Annotated in this window: 19 protein-coding genes; all 19 read right to left on the reverse strand. The window is 45.9% G+C overall.

Annotation, left to right across the window (positions count from 1 at the left end):
* Nucleotides 1-1071, reverse strand: coding sequence for an N-acetylneuraminate synthase family protein (locus B4E62_RS13405; protein WP_310070514.1), 1071 nt, complete (start codon nt 1069-1071; stop codon nt 1-3).
* Entirely contained in the window at nt 1061-1759 is a 699-nt protein-coding gene (locus B4E62_RS13410; protein WP_331352398.1) for an acylneuraminate cytidylyltransferase family protein, read from the reverse strand. The genes B4E62_RS13405 and B4E62_RS13410 overlap by 11 nt, the downstream gene beginning before the upstream one ends.
* Nucleotides 1760-1897: 138 nt before the next feature.
* Entirely contained in the window at nt 1898-3967 is a 2070-nt protein-coding gene (gene fliD, locus B4E62_RS13415) for a flagellar filament capping protein FliD (RefSeq protein ID WP_331352399.1), read from the reverse strand.
* A gap of 174 nt (nt 3968-4141) precedes the next feature.
* A complete protein-coding gene (locus tag B4E62_RS13420) occupies nt 4142-6799 on the reverse strand; it encodes a CHASE domain-containing protein (RefSeq protein ID WP_331352400.1) in 2658 nt (885 codons plus the stop codon).
* Nucleotides 6800-6918: 119 nt separating this feature from the next.
* On the reverse strand, nt 6919-9039 hold the full coding sequence (locus tag B4E62_RS13425; protein WP_331352401.1) for a flagellin: 2121 nt from the start codon (nt 9037-9039) through the stop codon (nt 6919-6921).
* A gap of 421 nt (nt 9040-9460) precedes the next feature.
* Nucleotides 9461-9850 carry a flagellar protein FlaG gene (locus tag B4E62_RS13430; RefSeq protein ID WP_331352402.1) on the reverse strand — a complete coding sequence of 130 codons (390 nt, stop codon included), beginning with the start codon at nt 9848-9850 and terminating at the stop codon, nt 9461-9463.
* 67 nt (nt 9851-9917) lie between these two features.
* The gene (locus tag B4E62_RS13435; RefSeq protein ID WP_310070498.1) at nt 9918-12059 is read right to left on the reverse strand and encodes a flagellin; all 2142 of its coding nucleotides are present in this window, start codon (nt 12057-12059) and stop codon (nt 9918-9920) included.
* A 215-nt stretch (nt 12060-12274) separates the two neighbouring features.
* Entirely contained in the window at nt 12275-12601 is a 327-nt protein-coding gene (locus tag B4E62_RS13440) for a flagellar protein FliT (protein ID WP_310070495.1), read from the reverse strand.
* A gap of 156 nt (nt 12602-12757) precedes the next feature.
* Nucleotides 12758-14644: a flagellar hook-associated protein FlgL gene (gene flgL, locus B4E62_RS13445; RefSeq protein WP_310070492.1), complete on the reverse strand. Its 1887-nt coding sequence runs from the start codon at nt 14642-14644 to the stop codon at nt 12758-12760.
* 212 nt (nt 14645-14856) lie between these two features.
* Entirely contained in the window at nt 14857-17664 is a 2808-nt protein-coding gene (gene flgK / locus B4E62_RS13450; RefSeq protein ID WP_310070489.1) for a flagellar hook-associated protein FlgK, read from the reverse strand.
* A gap of 4 nt (nt 17665-17668) precedes the next feature.
* Nucleotides 17669-18853 carry a flagellar assembly peptidoglycan hydrolase FlgJ gene (gene flgJ, locus B4E62_RS13455; RefSeq protein ID WP_310070486.1) on the reverse strand — a complete coding sequence of 395 codons (1185 nt, stop codon included), beginning with the start codon at nt 18851-18853 and terminating at the stop codon, nt 17669-17671.
* Nucleotides 18854-19957 carry a flagellar basal body P-ring protein FlgI gene (locus B4E62_RS13460; RefSeq protein ID WP_310070483.1) on the reverse strand — a complete coding sequence of 368 codons (1104 nt, stop codon included), beginning with the start codon at nt 19955-19957 and terminating at the stop codon, nt 18854-18856.
* 38 nt (nt 19958-19995) lie between these two features.
* The gene (flgH, locus tag B4E62_RS13465; protein WP_310070480.1) at nt 19996-20697 is read right to left on the reverse strand and encodes a flagellar basal body L-ring protein FlgH; all 702 of its coding nucleotides are present in this window, start codon (nt 20695-20697) and stop codon (nt 19996-19998) included.
* Between the two features lie 15 nt (nt 20698-20712).
* Nucleotides 20713-21498 (reverse strand): flagellar basal-body rod protein FlgG, encoded by a 786-nt coding sequence (gene flgG, locus B4E62_RS13470; RefSeq protein ID WP_310070478.1) that lies wholly within the window; start codon nt 21496-21498, stop codon nt 20713-20715.
* A 61-nt stretch (nt 21499-21559) separates the two neighbouring features.
* Nucleotides 21560-22303: a flagellar basal-body rod protein FlgF gene (gene flgF, locus B4E62_RS13475; protein WP_310070473.1), complete on the reverse strand. Its 744-nt coding sequence runs from the start codon at nt 22301-22303 to the stop codon at nt 21560-21562.
* Between the two features lie 276 nt (nt 22304-22579).
* Nucleotides 22580-25009, reverse strand: a complete 2430-nt coding sequence (locus tag B4E62_RS13480) for a flagellar hook-basal body complex protein (protein ID WP_310070471.1) — start codon at nt 25007-25009, stop codon at nt 22580-22582.
* A gap of 143 nt (nt 25010-25152) precedes the next feature.
* Entirely contained in the window at nt 25153-25857 is a 705-nt protein-coding gene (locus B4E62_RS13485) for a flagellar hook assembly protein FlgD (protein WP_310070470.1), read from the reverse strand.
* Nucleotides 25858-25868: 11 nt separating this feature from the next.
* Nucleotides 25869-26318, reverse strand: a complete 450-nt coding sequence (flgC, locus tag B4E62_RS13490) for a flagellar basal body rod protein FlgC (protein WP_310070468.1) — start codon at nt 26316-26318, stop codon at nt 25869-25871.
* 58 nt (nt 26319-26376) lie between these two features.
* Nucleotides 26377-26778 (reverse strand): flagellar basal body rod protein FlgB, encoded by a 402-nt coding sequence (gene flgB / locus B4E62_RS13495; protein WP_331352403.1) that lies wholly within the window; start codon nt 26776-26778, stop codon nt 26377-26379.
* Nucleotides 26779-26785: the final 7 nt, after the last annotated feature.

The following is a 26785-nucleotide window of genomic DNA, read 5'->3' on the forward strand; positions in this document are numbered from 1 at the left end:
TTAAATGACTCCTTTGACAGGTATAAACCCCTCAATTTGACGATATGCAAGCAACTGATCCGCTTCTATATCTTCCGCTGCCACTTTACCGATCACATCATCATAAAATTCGGCAAGGATTTCTCCAGTGCCTGGGCGTTTGACCCACAGATTATCTTCCGTAAATTTCTCACCTTTTTTCACTGGCTTGATGGTAACGACTGTGGCATATGCAAAATTAATGGTCGGCTGCTCTTCTTTAACAATACCTTTTCGACCACCGCGCATTTTGTGTAATAACGCAGAACCTTTTATTAGCTCACTCATCGCTTGAGGATCCATTGAACACACAATGTCAGGACCTTCGCGCGTCATCGAATCAGTGAAGTGTCGCTCCAGTAAATCTGCTCCTAAGGCGACAGCACCAAGACATGCATAATTTCCCAATGTGTGATCAGACAAACCAACAACGGCATCTGGGAATTCCTGTTGCAGTTCACGCACCGCCTCCAAACGCACCAGCTCCGGCGGCGTGGGATAAATATTGGTACAGTGCATTAGCGCATAGGGAATTTTGTATTCTCTAAAAATCGCTACCGCTTTGCGAATACTCTCGATGGTGTTCATACCAGTACTGAGAATAATCGGCTTCCCTTTTTTAGCAATGTGTTTGATTAGCGGATAATTGTTGCATTCACCCGAACCGATTTTATAAGCCTGAACATTCATCCGTTCAAGACGTTCAACGGCTGCACGCGAAAATGGCGTACTAATGAAGATTGCGCCTTTAGCTTGTACATATTCTTGCAGTGCAATTTCATCTGCTTCATTAAGCGCGCACTCTTCCATAATGTTATAAATCGGCTTGTCTGCATTACCAGGCTTTATACGTTTTGCTTCGCCAGCCATCTCGTCTTCAACAATATGGGTTTGGTGCTTAATGACTTCTGCACCCGCGGCAACGGCAGCATCTACCATTTGTTTGGCGACAACCAGAGAACCATTGTGATTGATGCCGATTTCGGCAATCACTAATGGCGGATAATCTGGCCCCACTAAACGGCCACCAATATTTACAACATTATTTTTCATTCTGTACTACCCTCTCACGCAAACGCTGCTCTGCAATAACCAAATCCGCTGGAGTATCAATATCAAGACTGTCGAGATTCGACATAAGATACGGAATGATATGAGTGCGTGGAATTTTTTCTTCACGCATAAAATCATCCACTTTAAAAATATAAATTGCCCCATTGGGCATGTAGAGCGATGGCAGATCCTGGCGACGAGTATACGATGTATGCTCTCCAGCTAAGGGGTGCAAAAACTCACTGCCGCCCACATAGGCTTTCATATATTTATTACTGATTTCATAGACGCTAATCAGACTATGACAGGTGGGAAAATCACGAAACTCTGCCAAGGCTTCGCGGATGTACGCTGCCGTGCGCAGAGGCGATGTAGGCTGCAATAGCACAATAATATCTTTGCCTGCCGGCTTTATTCGGTGAATAAATTCGGCAATCACAGGATCGGTTGGAGACTCGTCGCGAGCGAGATGAGGGTCGCGCTTGAGACGCTCTGCGCCATAGTAATGAGCTACCGATAAAATCTGATCATCATCTGAAGAAACATAAGTGGTATCAATCACTCCGGCTTCCTGGGCAGCCTGCAGTGTATAAGCCAACAGCGGCTGATCGAGTAATGGGGCAATATTTTTTTGCGGAATGCCTTTTGATCCTCCGCGTGCAGGAACGAGCGCGAATACGTTTGGCATAGGAGTGTCCAACTTTTGACGTTTGCAATAGTAATTAGTTATATAGCAAAGGATCTGCCAAAGGTCACGGAATCGATCAAGATTAATTTGATAATGCGAATAGTTAACCCATCCTAAAGACTCTAGACGGGTTAACCATTAGCCACTTTTAGCAGTAAAGGGGAGACGATCCAAAATGCCGTCTAAAAAGTCACCAGTTGAATTTAGGCCGCGCACAATAGACTCCATTGCCTGGAACTGTGCCATTAATCGCGCACGATAGGCTTCACTGCGACGGTTCAGTGTTTCCTCATCATCCTTAACGTTATCAATATCTTTATTGATATTTGCTTCACGCTCTTTGATCAAGCCGGAGGTTTTAAGGTAGTCATTGATCATTGTGGTCATAGTGCCGGCAAACCCGCGGGAGAAGGTAATACTGCCGGAGGTAGTGCCTGGCTGCACTGTCATACTCAAACCTTCCGCCTTAGTGTTTAACGCAGGCAGCAACACATTGCCATAACCGAACGCCACTTCACCATTCACCGTTCCGCCTACGTTAGTACCTGTGGTACCAGCTCCAACGCTAATACCCAAATCAGCCATATCGGCACCAATAGTAGAAAACTCCACTTTGCTAGTTGAGCCATAAGAATCGGATGTGAATACCAACTTGCCTGCATCAAAACTGACTGCAAGAGTAGATTTAACAGCTTTGAGATTCGTATCCAAATTGATAAGACTTTGTAACTCAGTGGCCAGTTCTGCACCGGATGTATAGATTTTTCCAGCCGGAAGAGTGATGGTTGCCGTTTCAATATCATTCAGCTTGAGTTTAAAACTGTAATCTTTACCCGTGGTATCCAACGGAAAAGTCGCAACCATTGCACCTGCGGTCAGCTTACCCTTACTAGGTTGCTGGGTAATAACAACGTCGTACGTGCCAGGCTGACTTTTCGCGGAGTATTTAGTTACTTCAATCCCTGAAACGGATGCAGAGGTTTTAGGTACAAACAAATCCCTGACCAAAGCAAAATTATTGTCGATAGCCGCGCGAAAACCTGTATTACCTTCACTCTCGGTAATTTTCAGGGAACCATCCAATTCTGTGCGAATCCCCAAATTGGATAAACTGGTAAAACCACCACTTAATCCGGGAACCGATGCAGACAAAATATTGCGCAGCCCTTTCATCATGCTGGAAGCCAAAGGGTCCCGGTGCAGACTGCCATAACCTTTCGCCTCAGTATCAAAACCCACCAGTTTTTCTACTTCGGTTTTAAATGTATTGTAGGCAGTCACGAAATCACGGATGGTCTGTTCCGCAATAGATTTATCTTCGTTGATGGTGACGCTAACGGTTTCAGTAAGTGAGCTGGCAAATAGATCAAACTCCAGCCCCTCTACCACATCTTTGATTTGGTTGGATTCGCGGCTCACCAACAAACCATTCACTCTCACTTTCGCATCCAGGCCTTCCTGTAATTGCGTCAGGTTGCGAGTAGTTTCGTTAAAGTTAAAACTGGCAAGGCCAAGGGCTCCTGCATCTTCTGCAGCAGTAATTTCAATTTCATTTTTAGCGCCTGATTTGGAGGCTAATAATAATTTGAAAGAACCGCCATCACTCACAATACTGGCAGAGACGCCGATATTGGCCTTGTTTATGGCATCACGTAAACCGGTTAAAGAATTGTTGGTATCGTCAATAGTAATAGTGGCGCCGGTCTTAGTCGAATCTACTTCAAAATCATTTACTGCTGCATTCCATTCACCCAAACGGATTGTCAAAGTACCTTTTCCGATGGGGGCTGTCATGGAGGAGAAAGTGCCTGAGCTGAGCGATTGCGCCTGGGCAACCTGTTCCACTTTTAATTGGTAGCTTCCGGCGACTGCTTTGGCATCCAACTTGGTAATACCCAGCAACGTAGTCTCGGGGATCGAAAGGGCTTTCGCATTAAAGGTGTCTGCACTGCCCAGAGCTGCTGCGGCAGTTTCAAGTTTGGATAAGGAGCTACGCAGCAAGCCAAAATCAGAAATCTGGGTTTCAAGCAGGGTCTTTTTGGTGGTCAAGCGCTCAGCCTGCACCATTTTACTGGCTTCAGTTAGTTGGTCGGCCAATTTGTTGGTATCAATACCCGACCCGGTTCCCAATGCACTAATAATGCTGGAACCCGTCGAACCATTGTTGCTCGTTGTACTTGATGTACCACTCACCATTAATACCCCCACGCCATAAATTACCGCTGGCTATCTTAAATTACATAAGGTTAGCGGCAACCCATGGATAAACTTTAGCCGGTTTTGCCGCTTTTTTAGAGAAAACATTCTACTAATATAAGCTGAGCATAAACTGCGCCAATCTATTGATTTTGTTATTAATAATTAGCCTAACAAGACGGCCTGTTACTTCGCTATTGGCAGTGTGAAATAGAATCGGCTTCCTTTGCCTAGCGTCGATTGGTAATCAATTTTACCCCCCATACGCTCGATAATAGATTTGGTGATACTCAACCCAAGGCCAGTGCCGTCGCGGCGGCGAGTATCAGACGAATCGACCTGCGCAAAGCGCTGAAAAATACGCTGGCGGAAATCGTCGGCAATGCCCTGCCCTTCATCGATAACTGACACCGTTAGTTCCTGCCCATCCACTGTTAGCTGCACGCGCACCACACCATCCAAGTACGAAAATTTGACGGCATTGGAAAGCAAATTAGCCATCACTTGCAGAAAACGATCTGTATCTATATTCGCTGCACATTGCATGGCGGCATCGTCGGTGGCATTCAATTGGAGGCTTACACCATAACGTTCGGCGTAGCCTTGATTGTGTTCAATAGACTGCTGTACGAGCGGATAAATAACACTGCGTTTTATATTTAGCACCAGATTGCCGAACTCCAGCTTATCCACATCCAAAATATCATTAACCAAACGCGCCAGACGTTCGGCATTATTGCTGGCAATGACGAGCAAATCCCGGATCTTGTCTGTCATCTCCCCCAAGCTGCCACTCAAGACTATTCCAAGCGCACCTTTAATGGAGGTAAGTGGTGTACGCAGCTCATGGCTCACCGTAGAAATAAATTCACTTTTCAAACGATCCACTTTTCGCTTGGCGGTAGCATCATGAATGATGAACGTGAAAAATTTTCGCTCTTGAATAGCAACCGGACTAATACTCAATTCAATTTCCAGGTCGCCACCATCGCTACAGCGCCCAAGTGTTTCTCGCATATACGACGTTGTGACGTCATCACCTTGCACGTTAAAACTATGTCGTAATACCGGCACCAAATCGGCGATATGTAAAGCGGAAAATTGCAGCAATGGGTATTTAAATAACTGCGCTGCCGCAGGATTGGCCTTTTGGATAAGCCCTTGTTCATCGACCACCAGAATGGACTCCACCGCATTTTCCAAAATAGCAGCCAATTCTTTAGTGCGTTGTTCAACCAGATTACTGATGTGCTGCGTACGCCCACTAATAAGCAGTAAAAAGCCACCGAGCAAACTGCAGAACAGTAAGCCGCCCGCCAGCACAAACCAGGATTGCAAACTGACATGTTCAGTTAAAAATTTTTCTGTTGGGCTAATGTTGATCAGCAATCGTCTGCCGCCTACCAAAATCTCCTGATTGAACACTAAATCTCGCGCATAGGCAGGCATATCGAATTCACCTGCACGATAAAATACTTGCGGTTTCTCCGGCTCGGTAACATCGATAATATGGAGTTGATAATCACCCGATGAAAAAGGTGTGAGCACCGAATAAATTAAATCATTCGTGCGCACTATCGCTGTAGCATAACCAATGAGTGACTCACGTCGTTCAAGTGTGGTACTCGTTGAGCTAGTACGTTCATACACGGGGTAATACACCACAACACCCGGCGACATGAATTCATCCTGCAATAATTGCAAGGGCTGCGTCATCGCAAAATGGCCGCTATCCCGAGCGCGAATTAATGCTTCGTCGCGCACAGGATCAGATGCAACATTAAACCCGAGGATCACAGCATTTTTTTGCCAAGGCTCTACATAGGTAATGGAGGTATATTCCGGACGCTCAGGCGCGATAATAAAAGCACCGCTTGAGTCTTTTTCTTTGATAGAAAAATTTGCAGAGAGCTCAGTGCGCATAGTGGATTCATAGTCAGCACGATCCGAATGACGCACCCGCTGGTTCCAGGAAAATCCGGAAACGCCATGCTTCTCAATAACTACCTGATCGACATAATGGGAAAACTCGGCGCGTGTTACATGCTCAGACGCAACAAACAAACCGCGCAAAGTTGCCAGGGTATAGACCACTGAAGACAAACCAGTATCAACAGCCCCCGAAACCAAACGCGCCTGCTGTTCAAATTGGTCGTTAAGTTTTTTTTGTTCGTTGTTGCTGGACATAATAAATACCGCAACCACAACCAGACTACTTACAACCAACGGGACACCTACAGTAAGACGGCGGCCGCGCCAAAAATGTCGTGGTTCCGCAAACAACACACACACCAAGGGCGTGGCAATTAACACACCTATTGCATCGCCAATCCACCAGGTCCACCAGCTGTACAGCATGTGCTCCGCTGGAATAAGTCCGTTTCCATACAGGGTGAACACACCGATACTTGCACTCAAGCTCGTCGCCACTGGCCCGCCCAGCGCGAAAAATGCAAAGATTTTTCGCTCATCCGTCAAACTATTGGGGAAGCCGACATAGCGGCGAATCAACAATGTCCCCGCCAGACTTGCCACCGTACTGCCGCAGGCGATTTCCGCTGCAATCAACACAACTGGCAGAGATATTGAGCTTGCGGGACTGATGGAAATATTCAGCAGTGTCGACCCAAGGAAAACGCCGATTGCCATGGGAAAACCCCAGATCAACACCGCTCCCAAGGCAATTCCCATTGGCAAAAACAGACCCGATACAAATCCGGGAGGAATCGCTAGCAACAGTGATAGACGCCCGGCGGCAACGTACGCCAACGCAAGTAATAAAATGCGCAGCACAATCACTGTTGCTGGCGAGCGCAAAACTTTGGTGTGTAAACCCATAACCATTCAGCAAACCTGACTTTAAATTTACTTAAGCCTAGTCGACAGAAGCTCATATCAGGTCAAAAAGAATAAAAAAAAACCGCAGCAAGCTGCGGTTTTTCAACGCAATCGACGAATCATATTTAGCGAAGCAACTGCAACACCTGCTCTGGCCGCGCGTTCGACTGTGCCAACATCGCTTGCGCTGCTTGTTGCAAGACTTGCGCACGGCTAAGCGCTGCAGTTTCTGCCGCGAAGTCCGCATCCACAATACGCGAGCGCGATGCGGATGTTTTTTCCGAGACGTTCGCCAGATTAGACATGGTGAAGTCCAACCGGTTGTTGATTGCACCCAATTGCGAACGGGTGTCGTTGATTGTTGTCAGTGCCTTGTCGATAACACCAATGGCTTTTTGGGCTTTCGCTGCAGTATCGATACTGATAGAAGCGATTGCTGTACCAAATGAACCACCGCCGACAGAGTTGGCCTCCAGAAAACCAATTTCATCAGCAGTCGCATTATTACCAAGCTCCACACTGATGGGATTACCATTAGCGTTAGTTAACTTTATGCCTGCCTCAACCACAAACCCTGCTGCGGCAGAACCATCAACCGCGATAGCAAGACCCGAGGCCATAAACTTCTCAAACGTAGCACCTGCAAAACCCTCTGCTGTTACACCAAAGGCACTATCAATAGTGGCAGTTGTAAAGCGAATCGCGCCCTGATCCGTTTCAAGTACGATTCTGTTACCTAACAAAGACGCGGTCACACCAGTGGTATTACTCGCAGCATTGAAGGTATCCACTAATTGTTGTGCGGTAGTGACAGCCGACAAATTAACACTAACGCCGTTAAGGATAATACTGTCAGCAGAGCCTGCGAATGCGGTCTCAATACTCATACCACTCGTATCAATAGTCACTGTTGAAAAGGCATTTGCAGTAACACCTGTTTCTTCAGTTGCTTTATTAATTGCGTCTATTTTGCCAATCAGACTGTCGGTGTTTTTATTGCTGATTACGACACCATTGATAGTGACATCACCCACTCCCCACGCTACCTCTGCAGCGGCGGTAGAAATGCTTGCCCCTTCAATAACGCCACCCACCTGATTTTCACGGAAGCCTAAATTGTGTAAGTCAGCAAGTACTCCAGTATTACCGCGGCTGATCTTGATCGGGCGATCATCTTCCGAGGTCAACACAATTTGCCCACGTTGGCTCAGGCCATCACCTACTGCTGCATCCATGCCCAAAGCAGCTTGCAAATCAAGACCTGTACCGCCGTCAGACACAGTAATGGTGGCGCCAGTGTTATTACTGAGTGTGAGGACACCGCTATCGTTGACAGTTGCCTGCACTTCTCCACCAGTAATGCGAATAATGGTTTCTACCAACTCATCCATACTGGTCGTGTTTTCACGAATTTGGTAAACCTGCGTGGCACCATTCAATGCTGACACAGTAATGTTCAAGCCTTCACCGGCGTCATTATCAATTACGCCATTACCAAGTTGTGATGCTTGCAACTGCGTCATTGCGGATGCAGTTATACCGCTCACCCGTTCATTGATTGAAGCCAGGAATTCTGCAAGTGTATTCGTCTCTGCAGTGGCAGCCGAATCAAACTCACCAATAGACTGGCCATTAATTAAAATGTCCCCGTCTCTGATATCGGTCGGCGCAGTACCGGAAGCAAACATGGACAACGCGAACTCAGCACCCAATACATCCACACTGACGGAACCCATTCCCAATGTTTTGGCATCCATCGCCTGCACTTTTAACTCGATGGTCTGGTTTGCATCAGAACCCACTTGCAGCTGAACTTTACCCAGGGAACCGTCCAGCAGTTTCTGGCCGTTGAATGATGTGCTTTTGGCGATGCGATCCATCTCCAAAATAAGTTGTTGTACTTCCGCATCCAGTGTTTTGCGGTCGGCATCTGAATAGATACCGTTTGCAGATTGGATAGAAAGTTCGCGCATACGCTGCAGGATATTGGTAGTTTCCTGCAATGCCCCTTCAGCTGTCTGAATCAAGGACACACCATCATTTGCGTTACGGATTGCCTGATCCAGACCACGAATTTGCGAGGTCATACGGTTAGAGATCGCTAGACCAGCAGCATCGTCTTTGGCGGAGTTGATACGTTGGCCAGAAGACAAGCGTTCGGTCGCCCGATCGAGCGCATTTCCTGAGTTCATCAATTGACGCTGTGAATTCAAGGAAGCGACATTGGTGTTAATGACTAAAGGCATAATAAATCTCCTAATGATTGTTCCTGTTCACAGTTGCGTTTGCTGTGACAAGCCGACTGATGAAGCCCAGTGACATCGGTAATCAGATTCCGGGGTCGGTGAGAACTTCGTGGCAAGACTTGTAAGAAATTTATTACCAACAGGATTTCTATACGGGTCGCCTAAACCCGATTTTGCACAGACCGTGCCAATACATTTTTACAGAGAGAGTTCAGCCCACCAAAAGGTGTGCAATTGCGAAAGATAAAAGCAGGAAGGGAACAAAAAAATTGATTGAAAATTTATGAAAAAAAAACCATTTTTTAAAAAAATAGATGTGTGAAAACGAAAAAAAAGGGCAGCTTTCGCTGCCCTATTTTTTATTAAACAAACCACAAACCACTTTCATAAAAACATCATAACTAACTATTTTTAAAGGGTTTTATGCTTGCGCACTAAACAGTTGCCCAGGTTCGTCCGGACTGTGTTGTTGCGCCAAGCGCAGAAAAGTTTCATCAGGAATTTGACGAATAACTTCTTGCGTTGTGCGATCCAACACCTTGACTACTGTCTCACCAGAGCTTGGGTCATAAGTGAAATTCAGATCACGTTGTGTTGATTGAATATATTCATTCATTTGCGCAACAGCAGCCTGAATTTTCTCCTGGATCGCCTTGGAATTGACGGCTTCTGGTGGTTGAGATATTGCCGCATCAGCGGCAAGCGGCAAATCGTTGCCGGTTTTTTGACCTTTTGCACTGCCCGCCTGTGGCGAAACCGGCACAGGCATAACCGGTACCGGGGTCGCAGCGACTTTAGTGAATTCATTCATACATTAGTCCTCACCAGGGTTACCCCCAAACGCTTGGATTAACAAGCGTTTGGGGGAACTAGTCAACTTATCTCAACAGAGACAGTACTTGTTGTGGACGAGCGTTGGATTGAGCCAACATTGCCGATGCCGCTTGTTGCAATACTTGTGAACGGCTCAGGCTTGCAGTTTCTGCCGCGAAGTCAGCATCAGTAATACGTGACCGCGCAGTCGCTGTTTTCTCTGAGATATTCGCCAGGTTAGATACGGTAAAGTCCAAACGGTTGTTGACCGCACCGAGGTTTGAACGTGTATCGTTGATGGTAGTCAACGCGTTATCAATTACCTTGATGGCTTTCTGTGCATTTGCTTGGGTATCAATACTGATTGATGCAATCGCAGAACCGAACGCGCCACCAGCGGTATTGTTTGCTTCAAGGATACCTATTTCACCCGCGCTGGCATTAACACCCAACTCAAAGCTAATAGGGTTACCGCTTGAACTGGTCAACTTGATACCGGCTTCAACGATCGTAGCTGCGGCAGTACCGCCCATCGCTGTAGCAGCGGTAGTTACTGTACCCAGTGTACCGGCCATAAATTCAACCAAATCCACACCGGCAAAACCATCCGCAGTACCATTGAACACTGAAGCAGTTCCCGCATTGAAAGCGATAGCACCTTGATCACTCTTCAGGATTATGGTGTTGCCGTTAAGATTGGCAGTTACGCCGGTATTATTGGCATTGTCGTTCAGCTCAGTAACCAACTCCGCCAGAGACGAAACAGCAGTCAAATCAATTTCAACACCATTAATGCTCAGCGTGTTGTTGGTACCGGCGAAAGTAGTGTTGGTAATTGACACACCATTGAAGTCCAGTGTCGCAGAGGCAAATGCATTAGCCGTTACGCCCGTTTCAGTGGTTGACTTATTAATCGCATTAATTTTGCCGATCAAACTGTCAGTATCTTTATTGGAGATAGTTACACCGTTAACTTTTACATCACCTACACCCCATGCCAAATCAGCACCAAGGGTACCAGCAGCAATACCAGCGCCTTCGATCACACCACCTTTGGTGGATTCACGGAAGCCGAGGTTGCTCAGGTCTTCCAAAGTACCAGTGCTGCCGCGAGTGATAGTAATTGGTTTGTCGGTATCAGAAGTTAACACCACACGGCCACGTTGTGACAATCCATCACCCACACCGGTTTCCATACCCAACGCATCGCCCAAATCCAAACCGCCTGCGGCCGCAACAGTGATTGTGCTACCAGTATTGTTGCTCAGTACCAGGCGTCCATCGTCACCCACTGATGCATTCACCGCACCGCCAGTAACGCGATTGATGGCTTCGGTAAGCTCAGCCATAGAGGTGGTATTTTCGCGCAATTGATAAGTCTGGGTACCACCATTTACTTCGGTAACCGTAATATTCAAACCTTCGCCAGCATCGTTATCGATGATGCCGTTACCATTTGATGAAGCTTGTAGTTCAGTTAAGGCAGAGGCTGTCACACCGGTAATACGCTCATTAATATTGGCAACCAAGTCAGACAAGGTATTGGCATCACCTGATGCGCCAGTATCGAATGTACCAATTGATTGACCGTTAATTAAAACATCGCCGTCTTCGATATCTGCACCGAGTGAAGCGGCAAATACTGTGGCAGCCAGATTGATTTCATCGCCCAACAAGTCCACTGCAGTAGAACCCATACCCAGGGTTTTGGCATCCATCGCTTGTACCTTAAAGCTGATGGTTTGGTTGGCGTCGGAGCCTACTTGCAGGTCAACCTTACCTAAGGAACCATCCAACAGGTTTTGACCGTTGAATGAAGTGGTTTTAGCGATACGGTCCAATTCTGATACGAGTTGTTGAACCTCGGCATTCAGTGTTTGGCGGTCGCCAGCGGTGTAGATACCGTTCGCTGACTGCACGGACAGTTCACGCATACGTTGCAGGATGTTGGTTGATTCGGACAGCGCACCTTCCGCTGTTTGAATCATAGACACACCGTCGTTGGCATTACGGATTGCTTGGTCAAGACCGCGCACCTGAGAAGTCATGCGGTTTGAAATCGCAAGACCTGCTGCGTCGTCTTTTGCAGAGTTAATGCGCGCACCGGATGACAAACGCTCAGTTGCGCGATCAAGCGCATTGCCTGAACTCATCAACTGACGCTGAGCATTCAGAGAGGCGACGTTTGTGTTAATTACTAAAGCCATGATGAATCTCCTGGATTAATGTCTGTTCGCAGTCTGGCTGCTATAACAAGTCGGTTGATGAAGTCTGAGGACAACGGACTAATCAGCACTTCTAAACAGGTTATCGACACATACGGGAGTAGCTTTAGAATTTTTTTATGGCAGGAACCAACTATTTACACTGAGAATTACTAAATTTTATTGCAAAGGGTTATAAAGAAAAAAGAATCGTCAATTTATCGACCATAAGCATCTATCGCTCTTGCTGCACGAGAATTTTGACGCAATTCCGACGCGGTATTTTCACGATTAGCCTCAGCTAATGAAGCGAGCGCTTTATTTATTGCTTGAATTTCCTGAATCAAGCTTGCCGCTTTGGCTTCGAGGTCAGCTTGGGCAAGGGATTGCAGGTACTCTTGATCGTTAAGGGATAACAACCCTTGCTGGCGTTGTTGAACCAGAGTTTCAAAGGACTCCCAGTCACCCGCTTGGGCAAGGGATAAAAGTGCTTGGGATTGGCTGAGCGCACGGGTCAGGGGGTCTAGCAGGGAATCGATATCCATAAGCCGCTCTTCATAAAGGGACAACAGCAGACTAACTCTATAGAACAAGATTAGCAAAAAATAATTGGCCTGCGCACAAATTAACACTTACAGGCTATTACAACAGGCCAAATATTTATTCTCAGCTAACGCGTTTACCACTATAGGCATCTACTACTATAAATAGGTGAAGAGGGACAACTGACTTACTTTTGCAAAACTTTGATGAGATGCATTTAAAATTAGTGTCTGCATGGACAGTTGAATACTAGCCTCGCTCACATCCACACTTTCAAGACTGGCCAATACAGTTTTACTCGATAATGTAATATCCAGATTCAAGTCTTTTGCGCTTTCAAGCGTATTTAACCTTGCCCCGACCTCCCCTTGTACGGCAACCAAATTAGTCACTGTATTTTCAAGATTTGTCAGGGTTTTAGCGATCAGCTTTGCGAGCTCAGCCTTACTTACTGAAGTGTCTTGTACATTTCTCATGGCATCACTAAAGCGCGATAAGGTAGTCAATAAACCTTGTTTATCGGTAGATTCAACAAAAAAACTATCTCCAGGCTCCACCAACAGGCCACGTGTCGATGATGTGCCGATGCCTTGCGTATTTAAGCCCGTTACATCATCTAAAAAAGTGTTACCCCCTTTTATAGTGACCTTCGCATTAGACCCGGAAATAATACCCTGATCAGTCACCGTTAAACCCAAACGCATCAATTGCGCGGCATTGGCAGGATCATTAAATGCATTAGCCAGATCCGTTGCATTGGTAATGTTTTGATTAAACGTAATAAATTCAGTTTTCCCATTCACCTCCAACTGAAATGTTAAGGGAGTAACACTAAAATCGTGCGCAGCGGTAAACGCAAACGGTAAATTGACCGAACTGGTTCCACTCCCCTGTGTTGCAAAACCCAATGCAGTATCCGTATCTGCACTACCGTTACTGATTGTGATATTCAAGCCTGTCGGAGAATGAAACCCCGTAGCATCAACAGTAATACCTAAATTAGCTAATTTATCGGCATTACTATTCGGGGCGCCCACAGCACTGTTAAATGCTGCAGCCAAATCTGTCGCGTTAGTGACGTTTTGATCCAACAGCAAGGTTTCCGTTTTGCCTCCCACAGAAATGGAAATAGTGGTGGGAGTTAAAGAGAAGTCGAAAGCACCTATTGCACCAAAATCCAGATCTGCTGCAATTGCAGCCTCCCCAGGATAAGGATTACCCAATACTTGAAAACGCGCACCCGCCACCTCTATATCCACCCCGGCAATATAAGGTTGATCAACTAATAACTGTTTACCATTCGATTTTTGTGTAACGGTATAATTGATAGCAGCAGCTGTTTTGGTAAATGACACCACCAAATCATCAGGATACAAAGCATCAAATTCTGCCTGATCAAAGACCTGCCCAACGGTAATAATCGCTGGAGGATTGGATTTATTGGAGGCACTGGCTGAAGTATTAAATGTATTATGGCCGCTGGGGATATCAACAAATGCTTTTTTACCTGAATCACTCACAGCGACACTCACGGATGCAGACGCCTGCAAGCGTAATTGCCCCTCATCACCCAAATAATGAAAATTGCCTCCGCCATCGCCCACAAAAGGTTGGGTACCACTTTGATAACCGGCAAAAATATATTGACCGGAAGCATTGCGCGTATTTTGTAAATTCATCAACTCACTGAGGCGTGTATCCACTTCTGCCGCCAGTGCATCGTAGTTAGATGAAGTCATCACTGCAGTGTTACCGGCAGATACGGCCATCTCGCGCATACGATGCACGAGGTCCACAATACTTTGGAGATTGGTCTCTTCCAGATTCAAACTGTTTTCTGCCACATCAATGTTTTTTTTGTACTGTTCCGTACGCGCCAATTCCATATTCAATTGTAAAATGGTAGCTGCTGCAACAGGATCATCTGCAGGCGACAACACACGTTTACCCGTTGCAATTTGCTCCTGGGTTTTGGTGATAGCAGCTTGCGCCTGACCAATACCCAGATTGGCAATATTATAAATTTGTGTGGTAGATACACGCATAATGCATTCCTCAATAGCGGCAAAAAAGCGGCAAGGAATTGCCAATATTTTGCTGATATGAAACTCAACGCACAAACTGTTCCAACTTTTACAGAAAAGATGACGGGACAGGAAATAGCCACAGAGGAATTAAACAAGAAATGACAGAGTCTCAGTCACTGACAAGACTCTGATAAGGTCATGCTGTAAGGAGAAATTAACAGCGTGAATTATTACAAAGAACTCAACAAGGTATCAAACAATTCCCGAGCAACGGATATCACTTGCGCATTAGCTTGATAAAGTTGTTGGAATTTAATCAAATCCGCTGCTTCTTCATCCAAATTCACGCCGGAAATACCCTCGCGCATAGTTTGTGTTTGTTCTAGCAAGCTTTTACTAGCTTCAGTATTAATTTTTGAAAGGCTACTTTTCGTTCCCACCTCCTCAACCAATTTTGAGTAGCCATCAGCAAAGCTTAGGGTGCCGTCCTGCAGCGTCTTGATTGAGTCAAGAGCGGTCATCGCTAATGCATTACGGTTATCATTTTTTCCGTTGCTATTGAAACCTATTGTAAATGTATCCCCTGCTTTGGGTTGGCCATTGATTGCAACCTGATACCCGAGAAAAGACGAAGACGCAAAATCGGACAAACTACTATCACCAAACAATGGGCTATTAGTTGGTGATGTTTGCAGACTAATGCCATTAGCCATAGTGATATCAACACGGCCACCCACCGTTACAGTGCTTTGCTCCACGGTTCCCACTGTTAAGGGATCATCTTGCCCGGTTAAACGCACATTGGGATTTCCAGTACCATCATTGACATCAATGGAATTGATTCCCGCATTTGACGCAGATAAACGAATATCCAAATTAACGCCTGACGACGCTACCAAACGCAATTCCGGCATACCAGTAATTGGATGGTTGGTACTTTGTGCACGAATACCCAACGCTTTTAGATTTTCATTGGAATTAATTCGCTCCGCAATATAATCGTTAAATTCCGCTTCACTTACGTTTGGATTGGGGACATCGGAAGCAAAGGCATTGTTAGCGAAATTGTATTCCAGCAAATTTTCACCATTAACGGAAAGCTGTAATGGTGGTGCATAAGTAGTGTTATCAAAATTAATATCAGTAATGGTTGCAGTAGTAAACGCGTTGGCAGAAACACCCGATAGAGCACTAATCCTCGCAGCGGTTTGCGCAGCCGAAGCCCCAGGGGAGGTAGTAATGGTTTTGTTGGTAATTGCACCGGTTTGTGGGTCGCGAATAGTGAATCGCAATTGCTCAGCCAAATAACCATTCGATTGCGGCAAACTGGCCGCTGTCATAGGCCCGGGTAAATCGGGCGGCTCAGTTGCTGTTTGTGCAATGCGCCCTGCCGGTAAACCAAGCCGATCACCACTACCGGTAACACGTGCCTCACCGATATCGGTAGTAAAAATATTATTGCTTGCACCGGGAATAAACGTTTGGTCGCGCATGGCGGGAACCAAATCTTTTGGATTTGCCGGATCAGAATTATCCAAAACGTCGTAGGTCGTTTCAGAAGTAAAACGAATAATGATTGGTGGAGACAAAGTGCCAGGAGTACTGAATGCAGGCAAACGATTGCCATCAATATCGACCAGACTTAATACTTCACCCGCATTGATCAAACCACTACCCGAGTTGCTAGTATTGCCAGCCGTACGGATTGGAGCTGCAAAAGCCAAATCTTCTGGTCGTTTTATTTCCGCATGTATATCTCTGGAACCTTGTTTGGTTGGCTGGAGTGTAAACGTATCACCACCCTGAAAAGAGCCGCTGGTTAAATTTACCGTAATGCCATCGAATGAAACAGTGGCGGGATAAGCTCCAGTCAAAGTGCCCTGCTCCACCACATTTTTATCTGACAAACGGGTAATTACATAATTGCTGGTGTTAGGGACTATCTCAAAACGATAATCGCTGGTGGTCATCTGACTAATATCGTCAATGGTGACGGAAATATTGCGATCATACGGCTGCGCATTTTGTCCATGCACAACGCGATTAGCTGCTGATACAGGATCATTGATATCGCCAAATAATTTTTGACCGTAATCGCCATCCAGATCGATACCTTGTTGCTGCTGGGTATTGAATTGATCAGCAATTGCCAGCGCAATGCGCCCCAGTTCATTCATTGAGGGGTAAAGAACCTGCTCACGAAAACTCAACAATCCACCAACCTGACCACCGGAAATTTGCGCAGTCACATCAGCACTAGATGCATTGCTCTTTAGTTGGATTTTTCCGTCATTGCTGACACTGAATGAACTGACTTGAGTACCAACCACCAGTGGCTGGCCATTACCTATAAATATATTGACATCACCATCATCTTGTTTAATGACTTGTAGCGATACCAGCTCGGACAACTTACGCAATGCCTCATCGCGTTTATCCATCAAGTCATTGGGCTGATTACCATCACCAGATGCGCGTTTATCCGCAATTGCCTGATTTAATGATGCAATTGACTGCGCAAGCGAGCTCATTTGCGATGTAACAGTATCTATTTCACGATTCACACTCTTCTCAACATCATCCATGCGCTGATACAAATTATTAAAACGAATACTTAAACTTTCCACCTCGGTCACAATGAGTTGGCGGCCAGGTGTAGACGAAGGATCATTTGCGCCGTTTTGCATAGACGCAAAAAAAGTTTGCAGCGCCCCTGTTAACCCGGTACTCACATCAGCAAACAATTTATCCAGTTTACCAATATTGGAGTTATATTTATCGAGCTGATTAAAAGTCGATGTATCCTGGCGTAATTGTGCCGTTACAAATTCATTGACTATTCGTTCAATCGATACCGTAGTAACACCAGAACCGATAAACCCCGCACTACCGATATTTTGTTCCGGGCGAGTAGCATAGTTAACTTCCTGCCGCGTATAGCCCGCGGTATTGGCATTGGAAATATTATGCCCAGCGGTTCGCAGCGCATTCTGGCTAGCTTGCAACCCAGAAATGGCATTGGAGAGAATTCCAGACATAGGACTACTCCACTAATTTTCGGCCAGCAATGGCCGCGGTAGACAGTAAAGTTTGCGCCGACTGAGCCAGTTCATTAATCGTACGAATGGCATCACTATTTAGCAAACCTTTAATTTTTTTCGCGTAACCAGGATCAGTTGCATAACCTGCAGATTGTAAAGCGTCTGCATAAGCTGACGAGTTTTTACCTGCACTCAGCGCTTGTTGGTAGCGCGGATTGTTCTTCATAAGATTGACGTAATCAGAAAAGCTTTCTGCGTAATTGGTGTATTTACGAAAATCTGACTTTTCATTTGTTGCTACACCATTGCGATACTCAAGAGTAGTGACATTAACTTTATCGCCCTGCCAACCCGTATTCGCTTTGATATTAAACAAGTTAAAACTATTTCCGCCTTGTTTGTCATGAATAACATGTTTTCCCCAACCCGTTTCCAACGCCACTTGGGCGATCAATACATCCGGATTAATATTCAATTCTGCAGCAGCTTTTTCTGCATGGGGTTTAAGCAACATGACAAAATTTTCCTGAGTGTTGCTTATACTGGCTTTTTGACCGGCGCGAATGTTAGAAGGTTGAACCTTATTCAGTAAAGCCGGCACAGCTACATAGTTGACAGAGGATATTGCAGATAGCTCATCACTCTTGGCATTTTCACCACCTAATAATGATTGCAATTGGGAGTTATCACTCATGCGCATAAAATCATTGATCCACTCATCCAGAGTGTCCGCATTTTCAACTTCATTAGACTGTGTAGCTATCGGTGATGTTGTTTGATGCTCAACGGGTTCAGGCAAAAGCCCGGTGTCATTACCGAAACGGGTCTGAGCGTCTTCGGGTTTCATTCCACCGCCATAATTTTTCAGCATTTGCTGGTAAAAATGATCTGCCAGCCCAATACCTGAACCACTGGTCAAATTGAGCACCATTTGCTGGTCAAGCATATCGCGATGAAAACGTGTGGTCTGACTATCAAAGTAATTGCCATCCCCGAATGCATCATTTGCTTCGCGCATGGTTTTTAGCATTTGTTGTACAAACATGGCTTCAAACTTTTTAGCTACCTCTTTTAATGCCTGCGGATCTTTGTCGCGCCCCATGGCCTTGATCGAATTCAATGAATTAGGATCGAAATAAGAATCCTTTACTTGCGACGCGCCAGCGCTGGCATCAATAGGCAACATTTAAATCACCACCAGTTCTGCTTTGAGCGCACCGGATTGTTTCAGCGCCTCCAAAATTGCCATCAAGTCACTGGGTGATGCACCGACGTTATTTACCGATTTCACTATGTCATCCAGATTGGCGCCAGGAGCAAATTTAAACATCGGATTATTTTCTTCTTCTGCTTGCACATTGCTACTAGGTACAACAACTGTTTGTCCTCCCGCAAGTGCATTGGGCTGGCTTACAGTAAGGCTTTCTGCAACGGATACCGTAAGACTGCCATGAGTCACAGCAACCGGTGATACGCGTACATTTTTACCGACCACAATAGTGCCAGTACGTGAATTGATAATGACCTTGGCAACCTCTTCGCCGGGAGTGACATCGATATTTTCCAGCATGGAAATAAAATCTACGCGCTGAGCCGGATTAACTGGTGAGCTGACCATAATAGAAACAGCATCTAACGGGCGAGCAACATCTGGCCCGAGCATGGCATTAATACTTTTTGCCAGTGCATTGGCAGTAGTGAAGTCTGCACGATGCAAATTAAACACAATTGGCTGGCCGCCAGCGAAATTAGTTTCCACCATACGCTCAACAATCGCCCCGCTTGGAATACGTCCCGCACTGGGAATGTTCACGGTAATTTTTGAGCCGTCATTACCTGAGGCACTGAGTCCACCTACAACCAAATTACCTTGTGCAACCGCGTAAACTTTTCCATCAAGACCTTTTAAAGGGGTCATTAACAAACTACCACCGCGCAAACTTTTCGCATTACTAATAGATGAAACCGTAACATCAATAGTCTGGCCTGGTTTTGCAAACGCGGGCAACTCCGCCTGAATCATTACGGCCGCAACATTTTTCATTTGCATACGCGCACCTTCCGGTACCGTAATGCCAAATTGTTTAAGCATGCTATTGAATGATTGGGTTGTAAAAGGAGATTGGGTTGTCTGGTCACCCGTGCCATCTAACCCAACCACTAAACCATATCCAACCAATTGGTTGGCACGTACCCCTGCGACACTGGCAATATCTTTAATGCGCTCGGCTTGGGCGACACTGCTCAATGCCAGAGCCACACCAAACAGCAGAAACAAAAATTTACGCATAAAAATACCTCAGGTTAAAAAACTACGCTTATATCAAATCACAAAGGCCATAAATCGCTATTAAAGAAACGCGACAACCACCCCATGGACTGGGAATTGGCCAACTCACCGGTACCGCTGTAAGAAATCTTTGCATTCGCCAAACGGGTAGAAACAATAGTGTTATCCGGTGCAATATCGTCTGGGCGCACCATGCCGCTGATGCGGATAAATTCGTCGCCACGATTGAGTGTGATCCACTTTTCACCACGAACAATTAAATTTCCATTAGGTAAAATCTCCGCAACGGTAACGGTGATATTACCTTGCAAGCTGTTGCTTTGATCGGCGTCGGAACTACCATCAAAGGTTCGATCCTGTTCAAGCGTGGTGGTTAACTCATTACCTTTAATCGTTGGATTAACACCTAACAATGGCCCCGCATTAAAATCCACTGTGCTTTTTTTACCCGTTGCAACGCCAGAGGATTTTCTCGATACGGTCCGCTCGCTCAAGGTGACGGTAATAACGTCTCCCACAAAATGTGCTTTTCGATCATCAAATAAATTAAGACCATAAGCAGCCTGATACAGGGAGCCTTCAGTGCGTTGCGGCATCGGCATATTGGCTGCGATTGTCGGCGCATAGGCAGGATCATCTGGCATGGGTTTTTTGTTAGTAAAACAACCACCAAGACCGATAGAAACTAAAACCACAATCAGTTTGGTGAGGAGTTTTTTACGAAACAAAAGAGCGCGCATAATCAAATCACTCAATTAGAGATTTTGGGTAATGTATTGCAACATTTGATCGGCCGTAGAGACCACCTTGGAATTCATTTCGTAGGCGCGCTGGGTGGTAATCATATTCACCATTTCCTCTACAATATCCACGTTGGAATTTTCCAGCATGCCCTGCTTGATTACGCCCAAACCATTTTCACCAGGAGTGCCTTGAACCGGGTTTCCACTCGCTACAGTTTCCACAAATAAATTCCCACCAATTGGTTGCAAGCCAGAATGGTTAATAAAATCTACCAAGGTAATATCACCCAATTGTTGGGGTTCTACCTGACCGGGAGTGTACGCATTCACTGTACCCGTCGTGCCAATCGTAATTTTGTTGGCCCCTTCCGGAACAATAATCGCGGGCTCCAATAAATAACCATCAGCATTGACTAATTGACCTTCACCATTAATTTGCAGCTGGCCATTACGGGTGTAGGCAATAGTTCCATCGGGTTGGAGCACTTGTAAAAAACCATGGCCATCAATAGCAACATCCAATGATTGTTCGGTGACTTGCAATGTACCTTGGGTAAATTCTTTTTGGGTTGCAACAACCCGCACGCCCGCACCCAATTGCAAACCCGATGGCAATTCAGTTTCCTGGGTTTGTTGTGCCCCCGGTTGACGCTGGTTTTGATAAAGTAAATCTTCAAAAACGGCACGGTCACGCTTAAAACCGATGGTGCTGGTATTGGCCAAATTATTGGAGATAGTGGTTAACTGACGATCTTGTGCTGACAAGCCGGTTTTACTGACATAGAGTGCGGCATGCATGATATTTTCCTCGGGTTAATTACTTGTTATCTGCACAAGTATTAAAAAATGTTTGCATCAATTACGACATCTGCAGCAGCTGTGCAGAACTGGCTGAGTTCTCTTCCGCAGTCTTCATGATTTTTACTTGCATTTCATATTGGCGAGCGAGGCTGAGAATTTGCGTAAATTCCTCAATCGCATTGACGTTACTGCTTTCGAGCATGCCGCTACGCAAAGTGACTTCCACCGCTGGTAATGCAAGTTGCCCATCGCGCTGGCGAAATAAACCGTCATCACCTTTTTCAATCGCTTGGATATCGGGATTTACCAATTTGATTTGCCCGACCTGCACCATGGCTTCAGGCCCCTGCCCCTGCCCAACGATAGAAATAATGCCGTCGGCGCCCACCTGAACTTTTTCATTTTCGGGAATATTGATGGGTCCACCAGCACCCAACACTGGCAATCCATTGGCTGTACGCAGCATGCCGGTAGCGTCCACCGTCATATTGCCAGCACGGGTATAGGCCTCAGTGCCGTCAGGTGCTTGCACTGCGATGAAACCATCTCCCTGGATAGCCACATCAAGAGGATTGTTGGTAGCGATCATTGCGCCAGGAGTAAAGTCTGCGCGTGGGGATTCAGTCATCGCATAGGCTCGGGTTGGCTGGCCATCGCCGTAATACACTCCCATGCTGCGCGACTGCTCAAAGTCAGCACGGAAACCGGTTGTACTGAGGTTGGCGAGATTATTGGCGCGGTTGGCTTGCGCCAGCATGTTGTGCTTGGCACCGGTCATGGCGATAAAAAGCGCTTTGTCCACGATATGTCTCCAGTCGCTAGCAGTCTGGAACCTGGTAATTCAGGTGCTGCTAGTTTTTTGGCGGATTTGCCGTTACTGGAGGTTTTGCAAGAGCGGTGCCAATCTTTGCGATAAAACTAACACATTGAAATAAAAGGATATTTTTATAATTTTCTATGACGGCACAAGGTGATGCGCCTGTCTAACTTTAAGGAAAAATAGAAAGCGGCAAAGAGCTTCCGCTCTTTGCCGCTGTTTATTCTGATGGTTGGCCGCAATTTGTCGCGCCCTAATTGATTACCTCAAATTAATAATTGTTTGTGTAGTAGCGTTTGCCGTCTCAATGGTTTTTGCGTTCGCCTGATAGTTACGTTGCGCAATGATCAGGTTTACCAACTGCTCCGACAAATCCACGTTAGACTCCTCCACTGCACCGGCCGTAATATTGCCCAACTGCGCAGAGCCGGGTGCGCCGATAATCGCTTCGCCCGTTTCGAAGGTCTGCGCCCACATGGTATCACCCACTGGTTTTAAACCTTCAACGCTACTGAAGTTGGCCAATGCTACCTGTCCCAAGACTTGTGCCTCGCCGTTAGTGAAACGCGCAAACACAATACCGGTATTACTGATATCCAACCCGGCCAAGCGACCAGTGGCATAACCATTTTGATCCAATTCTTCTACCGCAAATACGCTGCCAAATTGCGTACTACCCGCTAAATCAATTAAAAAGTTGGAGCTTGAAGGCGGCTCTGCCACCGGGATTGTTCCACCTTGCAATACATTCAATGGAGCCAGCGCACCTATGGGTTCACCATCCTCACCTAACGGAGTCCAGTTAGAAATGAGCATCGCATCGGTTGCGAACTCATCAATCGTACCGTCCGGGGTGAAGTGGAGGTTAAATTCAGCCATTGTTGGCTCAGTATTTTGGGGAGACGGCAAAGACGGATCAGGATCACCTACATTTTGGCCATCAATTTGTACGTACATTTTCCAATGGTTAGCGGAGGTAGCAGGGTCTGCCGAGTCATAAGGCTGTTTTACAAAGTACTGGCGCATAACATGCGCATTTCCCAAGCTGTCATACACAGTAGTCGATGTTGCATGGTTAAAGGTTTTCTGATCAGTGGGGCTAAATGCATTGATGGGAATTGGGGTGAAAAAGTTAGGGATATTAATAGAACCAAACATGCTTCCACCAAAGACTGGCACTGTGGGGGCACTACTCAAAACGGAATATCCTTCTTGCATGGTGACAGTGACAGTACCGCCAACAACTACAGCGTTAACATCATCATTCACAATCTGTGATGCGCCTTGTGAACCTTGAACTTCAGCCGAACCACCGGCAGTGTCGAATGCAAATTCGAGGTCGCGCCCAGTCGCGGAGGTCACCACCAAATTGCCGTTGGTGTCCACTTCCGCAGAGATCCCAAAAAGAGTTGATGAGCTTAGATCATTAATCTCATCCATCAAGACTGACATATTGGTAGAGTCACTCAGTAACACCCCATTCAACTTGAATGAGCCATTATTGGAAAATACCTTGGGCGGAACAGCTAGAGGATCATCGGCAAATAAAGTCGCTGTGGTAGTAGCAGTGGCCGAAATTCCTGCCAATGCATTCAATGCCGATGCAGTTTCATTAGCACCCGCACCATATTCACTGATAAAGGGAAGATCAGTTCCGTTTGGACCGCGAATAATCAATGTCTGCGAACCATAATCATTGGTAACCTTGGGAATACCCTGGGTATGCGCGGTAGGATGTGCAACACCGGGAACCGCACTATCCACAGCATTTAGTGCCGTTGTTAAGGGGTTAACATCCGATGTGGGATCTACAGTGATAGTGATAGTAGAAGCAACACCGGTTGCCATATCGCGGAACGATAACTCACCTGTTATATCGTCCACGAAGGCTTGTACGTTCACAGCTGATGGACTGTCAAAGTTGGCAGAGTTAATTAAATTGGCCAGCGCTGCAGGAGATGTTGCGGCACCTGAATTTAAAATCAAATCCACATCATCAATAACCGTTCCTGTTGGATCTATGCGGGTAATATTAAATGATGTCGTATTGGTGGGACTAAAAGTAATAGGTACAAAACCGGTGGTGATATCGCCGACATTCAAGTTTGTGGTGGTAGCAACCTTAGCACCCACTTTTGCCAAATTGATGCCAGCACCATTAGTCGTAAATTCAGAGCCGGTAGTTTCCAAAACCAATTCATTAGAATCGAGATTGAGCGATGCACGCACAGCCGTTGTCTGACGAGGCTCCTGCGAACTTACATCAACACGTAAATCACCCAACACCCCGCTAACATTACCATCAGCATCCGCAGCGAAACCTTGTAACAGCGCATTTGTACCGTTAACGATGTAACCGTCTTTATCCAATCCAAAAGTACCGGCACGGGTAAACAAACGTTCACCATTTTTTTCCACTACAAAGAAGCCTTCACCATTGACCGACATGTCCAATTCATTTTGCGTAAATTTCAAATTACCTTGGGTAAATTGCTGGCGGATATTTTGAATAGTCACACCACTACCTGCAGTATTTGAACCGCCACCAAGCAAGGTGCTGGTATATACATCGCCAAATTCCGTGCGCGAGGACTTGAAACCAATGGTGCTCGCATTGGCGATATTGTTACCGGTCACTTGCAGATCGGTATTAGCCGCACGAATTCCGCTTAACGCTGTATTGAAAGACATAGTACACCTCGACCATAACGATTAATGGCTAAAAACTTAGTAAGTTATGACGCAACTTTTAGAAACTATTTAGTCAATTTTTAACGTAACTATTTTTAAACCAAATAATTTTTAAACCAAATAAATTTTAAACCCAACAAATATTAATTAAATTGTTTAACATCTTTGGCATCCACTGCGCCTATACCTGCAAGATTCAAAATAAGCGCACCATTCTCGCCAATAGTCACACTGTTCACATTAGCGCTGAGTGATGTATTCAATGCTTCAGATTTTCCATTTTGGGTCGCTGTGATTTCAAAACGGTACTTACCGGCGGCGGCAACTGAATCTTCATCGGCCTCCCAATCCAGCAATTCACCATTCACTTCCAGATTCTGACCATCCCAACGGAATACAGCTTCACCGGCTGGCACATCGCCGACAGGGATGGCTTGTACAAGTGAACCGGTGCTGTCATAAATACTGACTTTCATATCTTTGGTCGGATAGGTTAGGTCAACACTGCCCGCTACAATTCCACCTTTGACCAAGGTGCTGGTATCCGATTCCACCGTCACACTGCGACCAACCAAGGACGATGCTTGCAGCGCATTATTAGACATAAAACTATTGAAGCTGGTATTTAAACGCTCCAAACCTTCCACCGAACTAAACTGTGCCAGTTGCGCCACAAATTCACTGTTGTCTTGCGGACTTAATGGATTTTGGTTGTTCATTTGCGTGATCATCAATTCAAGAAACGCAGCCTGACCCAATTCGTTGGTGTTCTTTTTTGTTTCTTGTTTTTTAGTGATGCTGAGATTGTCGGTAACGTTGTTAGTTGCTGTTGCATTAGATACAGTCATGATTCAGCCCCTTATTGACCAAGCGTTAAAACGCGTTGAACCATTTGTTTGGCTGAATTCATCACTTCCACATTCATTTGAAATGAACGCGACGCGGCAATCATATTCGCCATTTCTTCAACCGGATTGACATTGGGGTAATACACATAACCTTCGTCATCCGCTTTTGGATGCGTAGGCTCGTAACGGCGTTGCAGCGGTGCATCGCTCTCTACAATTCCGAGCACTTGCACTCCCGCAGCAGCATCAACTTCGTTATCGCTGTAAGCGCCTTCAGTAACGCTGGCACGCATGGCATCTTGCTGGATGGCAGCAAACACAGGTTGGCGGCTGCGATAGACTTCATTCACACTGGAGCTGGCTGATTGCGCATTCGCCAGGTTGCTGGCGGTGGTATTTAGACGCAAACTTTGTGCGTTCATACCGGTCCCGGCGATATCAAAAATATTTCCAAGTGCCATGATTCAATACCTACAAAATGTGTTCAGAAAAAATGCTCACCAAAAACCAATAGCGGCTTTACTCGCCGCGAATCGCTGTGCGTAACCCGGTAAATTTACTGTTTAGAAATTGAAAGCTCGCTTGAAATGCCAAGGCATTTTTCATGTATTCCGCGTGCTCAATTTGATCTTCAACTGTGTTGCCATCAATGGATGGCTGTTGTGGTGTGCGATAGAGAACATCGCCTTCACCTGCCGAGAAACCACTTGCATCAATATGACGCGATTGGGTGGTAGAGAGATCGAAGCCTTGGGGTGCATTCATCTTCTGGTTCAACGCTTGCTTGAAATCCAGATCTTTTGCTTTGAAATTCGGGGTATCAATATTGGCGAGGTTATTTGCAAGTACGCCCGCGCGCTCAGAGCGAAAGTGCAGCGCTGATTCGTGGATACCAAGTGCTTTGTCGAAAGAGATAGACATATCAGGT

Origin of the sequence: Cellvibrio sp. UBA7671, assembly GCA_002483145.1 — a bacterium.
GTDB classification, from domain to species: domain Bacteria; phylum Pseudomonadota; class Gammaproteobacteria; order Pseudomonadales; family Cellvibrionaceae; genus Cellvibrio; species Cellvibrio fibrivorans.

Excerpts from the sequence above, each read along its gene's own strand:
- flgL (WP_310070492.1), bottom strand. The coding sequence starts at position 14,644 with ATGCGTGTATCTACCACACAAATTTATAATATTGCCAATCTGGGTATT.
- B4E62_RS13440 (WP_310070495.1), bottom strand. The coding sequence starts at position 12,601 with ATGGATATCGATTCCCTGCTAGACCCCCTGACCCGTGCGCTCAGCCAA.
- B4E62_RS13460 (WP_310070483.1), bottom strand. The coding sequence starts at position 19,957 with ATGCGTAAATTTTTGTTTCTGCTGTTTGGTGTGGCTCTGGCATTGAGC.
- B4E62_RS13430 (WP_331352402.1), bottom strand. The coding sequence starts at position 9,850 with ATGAATGAATTCACTAAAGTCGCTGCGACCCCGGTACCGGTTATGCCT.
- flgH (WP_310070480.1), bottom strand. The coding sequence starts at position 20,697 with ATGCGCGCTCTTTTGTTTCGTAAAAAACTCCTCACCAAACTGATTGTG.
- B4E62_RS13410 (WP_331352398.1), bottom strand. The coding sequence starts at position 1,759 with ATGCCAAACGTATTCGCGCTCGTTCCTGCACGCGGAGGATCAAAAGGC.
- B4E62_RS13425 (WP_331352401.1), bottom strand. The coding sequence starts at position 9,039 with ATGCCTTTAGTCATTAACACCAATGTCGCTTCCTTGAATTCACAGCGT.
- flgJ (WP_310070486.1), bottom strand. The coding sequence starts at position 18,853 with ATGTTGCCTATTGATGCCAGCGCTGGCGCGTCGCAAGTAAAGGATTCT.
- B4E62_RS13485 (WP_310070470.1), bottom strand. The coding sequence starts at position 25,857 with ATGACTGTATCTAATGCAACAGCAACTAACAACGTTACCGACAATCTC.
- B4E62_RS13405 (WP_310070514.1), bottom strand. The coding sequence starts at position 1,071 with ATGAAAAATAATGTTGTAAATATTGGTGGCCGTTTAGTGGGGCCAGAT.
- flgG (WP_310070478.1), bottom strand. The coding sequence starts at position 21,498 with ATGCATGCCGCACTCTATGTCAGTAAAACCGGCTTGTCAGCACAAGAT.
- flgB (WP_331352403.1), bottom strand. The coding sequence starts at position 26,778 with ATGTCTATCTCTTTCGACAAAGCACTTGGTATCCACGAATCAGCGCTG.
- flgK (WP_310070489.1), bottom strand. The coding sequence starts at position 17,664 with ATGTCTGGAATTCTCTCCAATGCCATTTCTGGGTTGCAAGCTAGCCAG.
- B4E62_RS13480 (WP_310070471.1), bottom strand. The coding sequence starts at position 25,009 with ATGTCTTTCAATACAGCGTTAAGCGGAATTCGTGCGGCTAATACCGAT.
- B4E62_RS13420 (WP_331352400.1), bottom strand. The coding sequence starts at position 6,799 with ATGGTTATGGGTTTACACACCAAAGTTTTGCGCTCGCCAGCAACAGTG.
- B4E62_RS13435 (WP_310070498.1), bottom strand. The coding sequence starts at position 12,059 with ATGGCTTTAGTAATTAACACAAACGTCGCCTCTCTGAATGCTCAGCGT.
- flgC (WP_310070468.1), bottom strand. The coding sequence starts at position 26,318 with ATGGCACTTGGAAATATTTTTGATATCGCCGGGACCGGTATGAACGCA.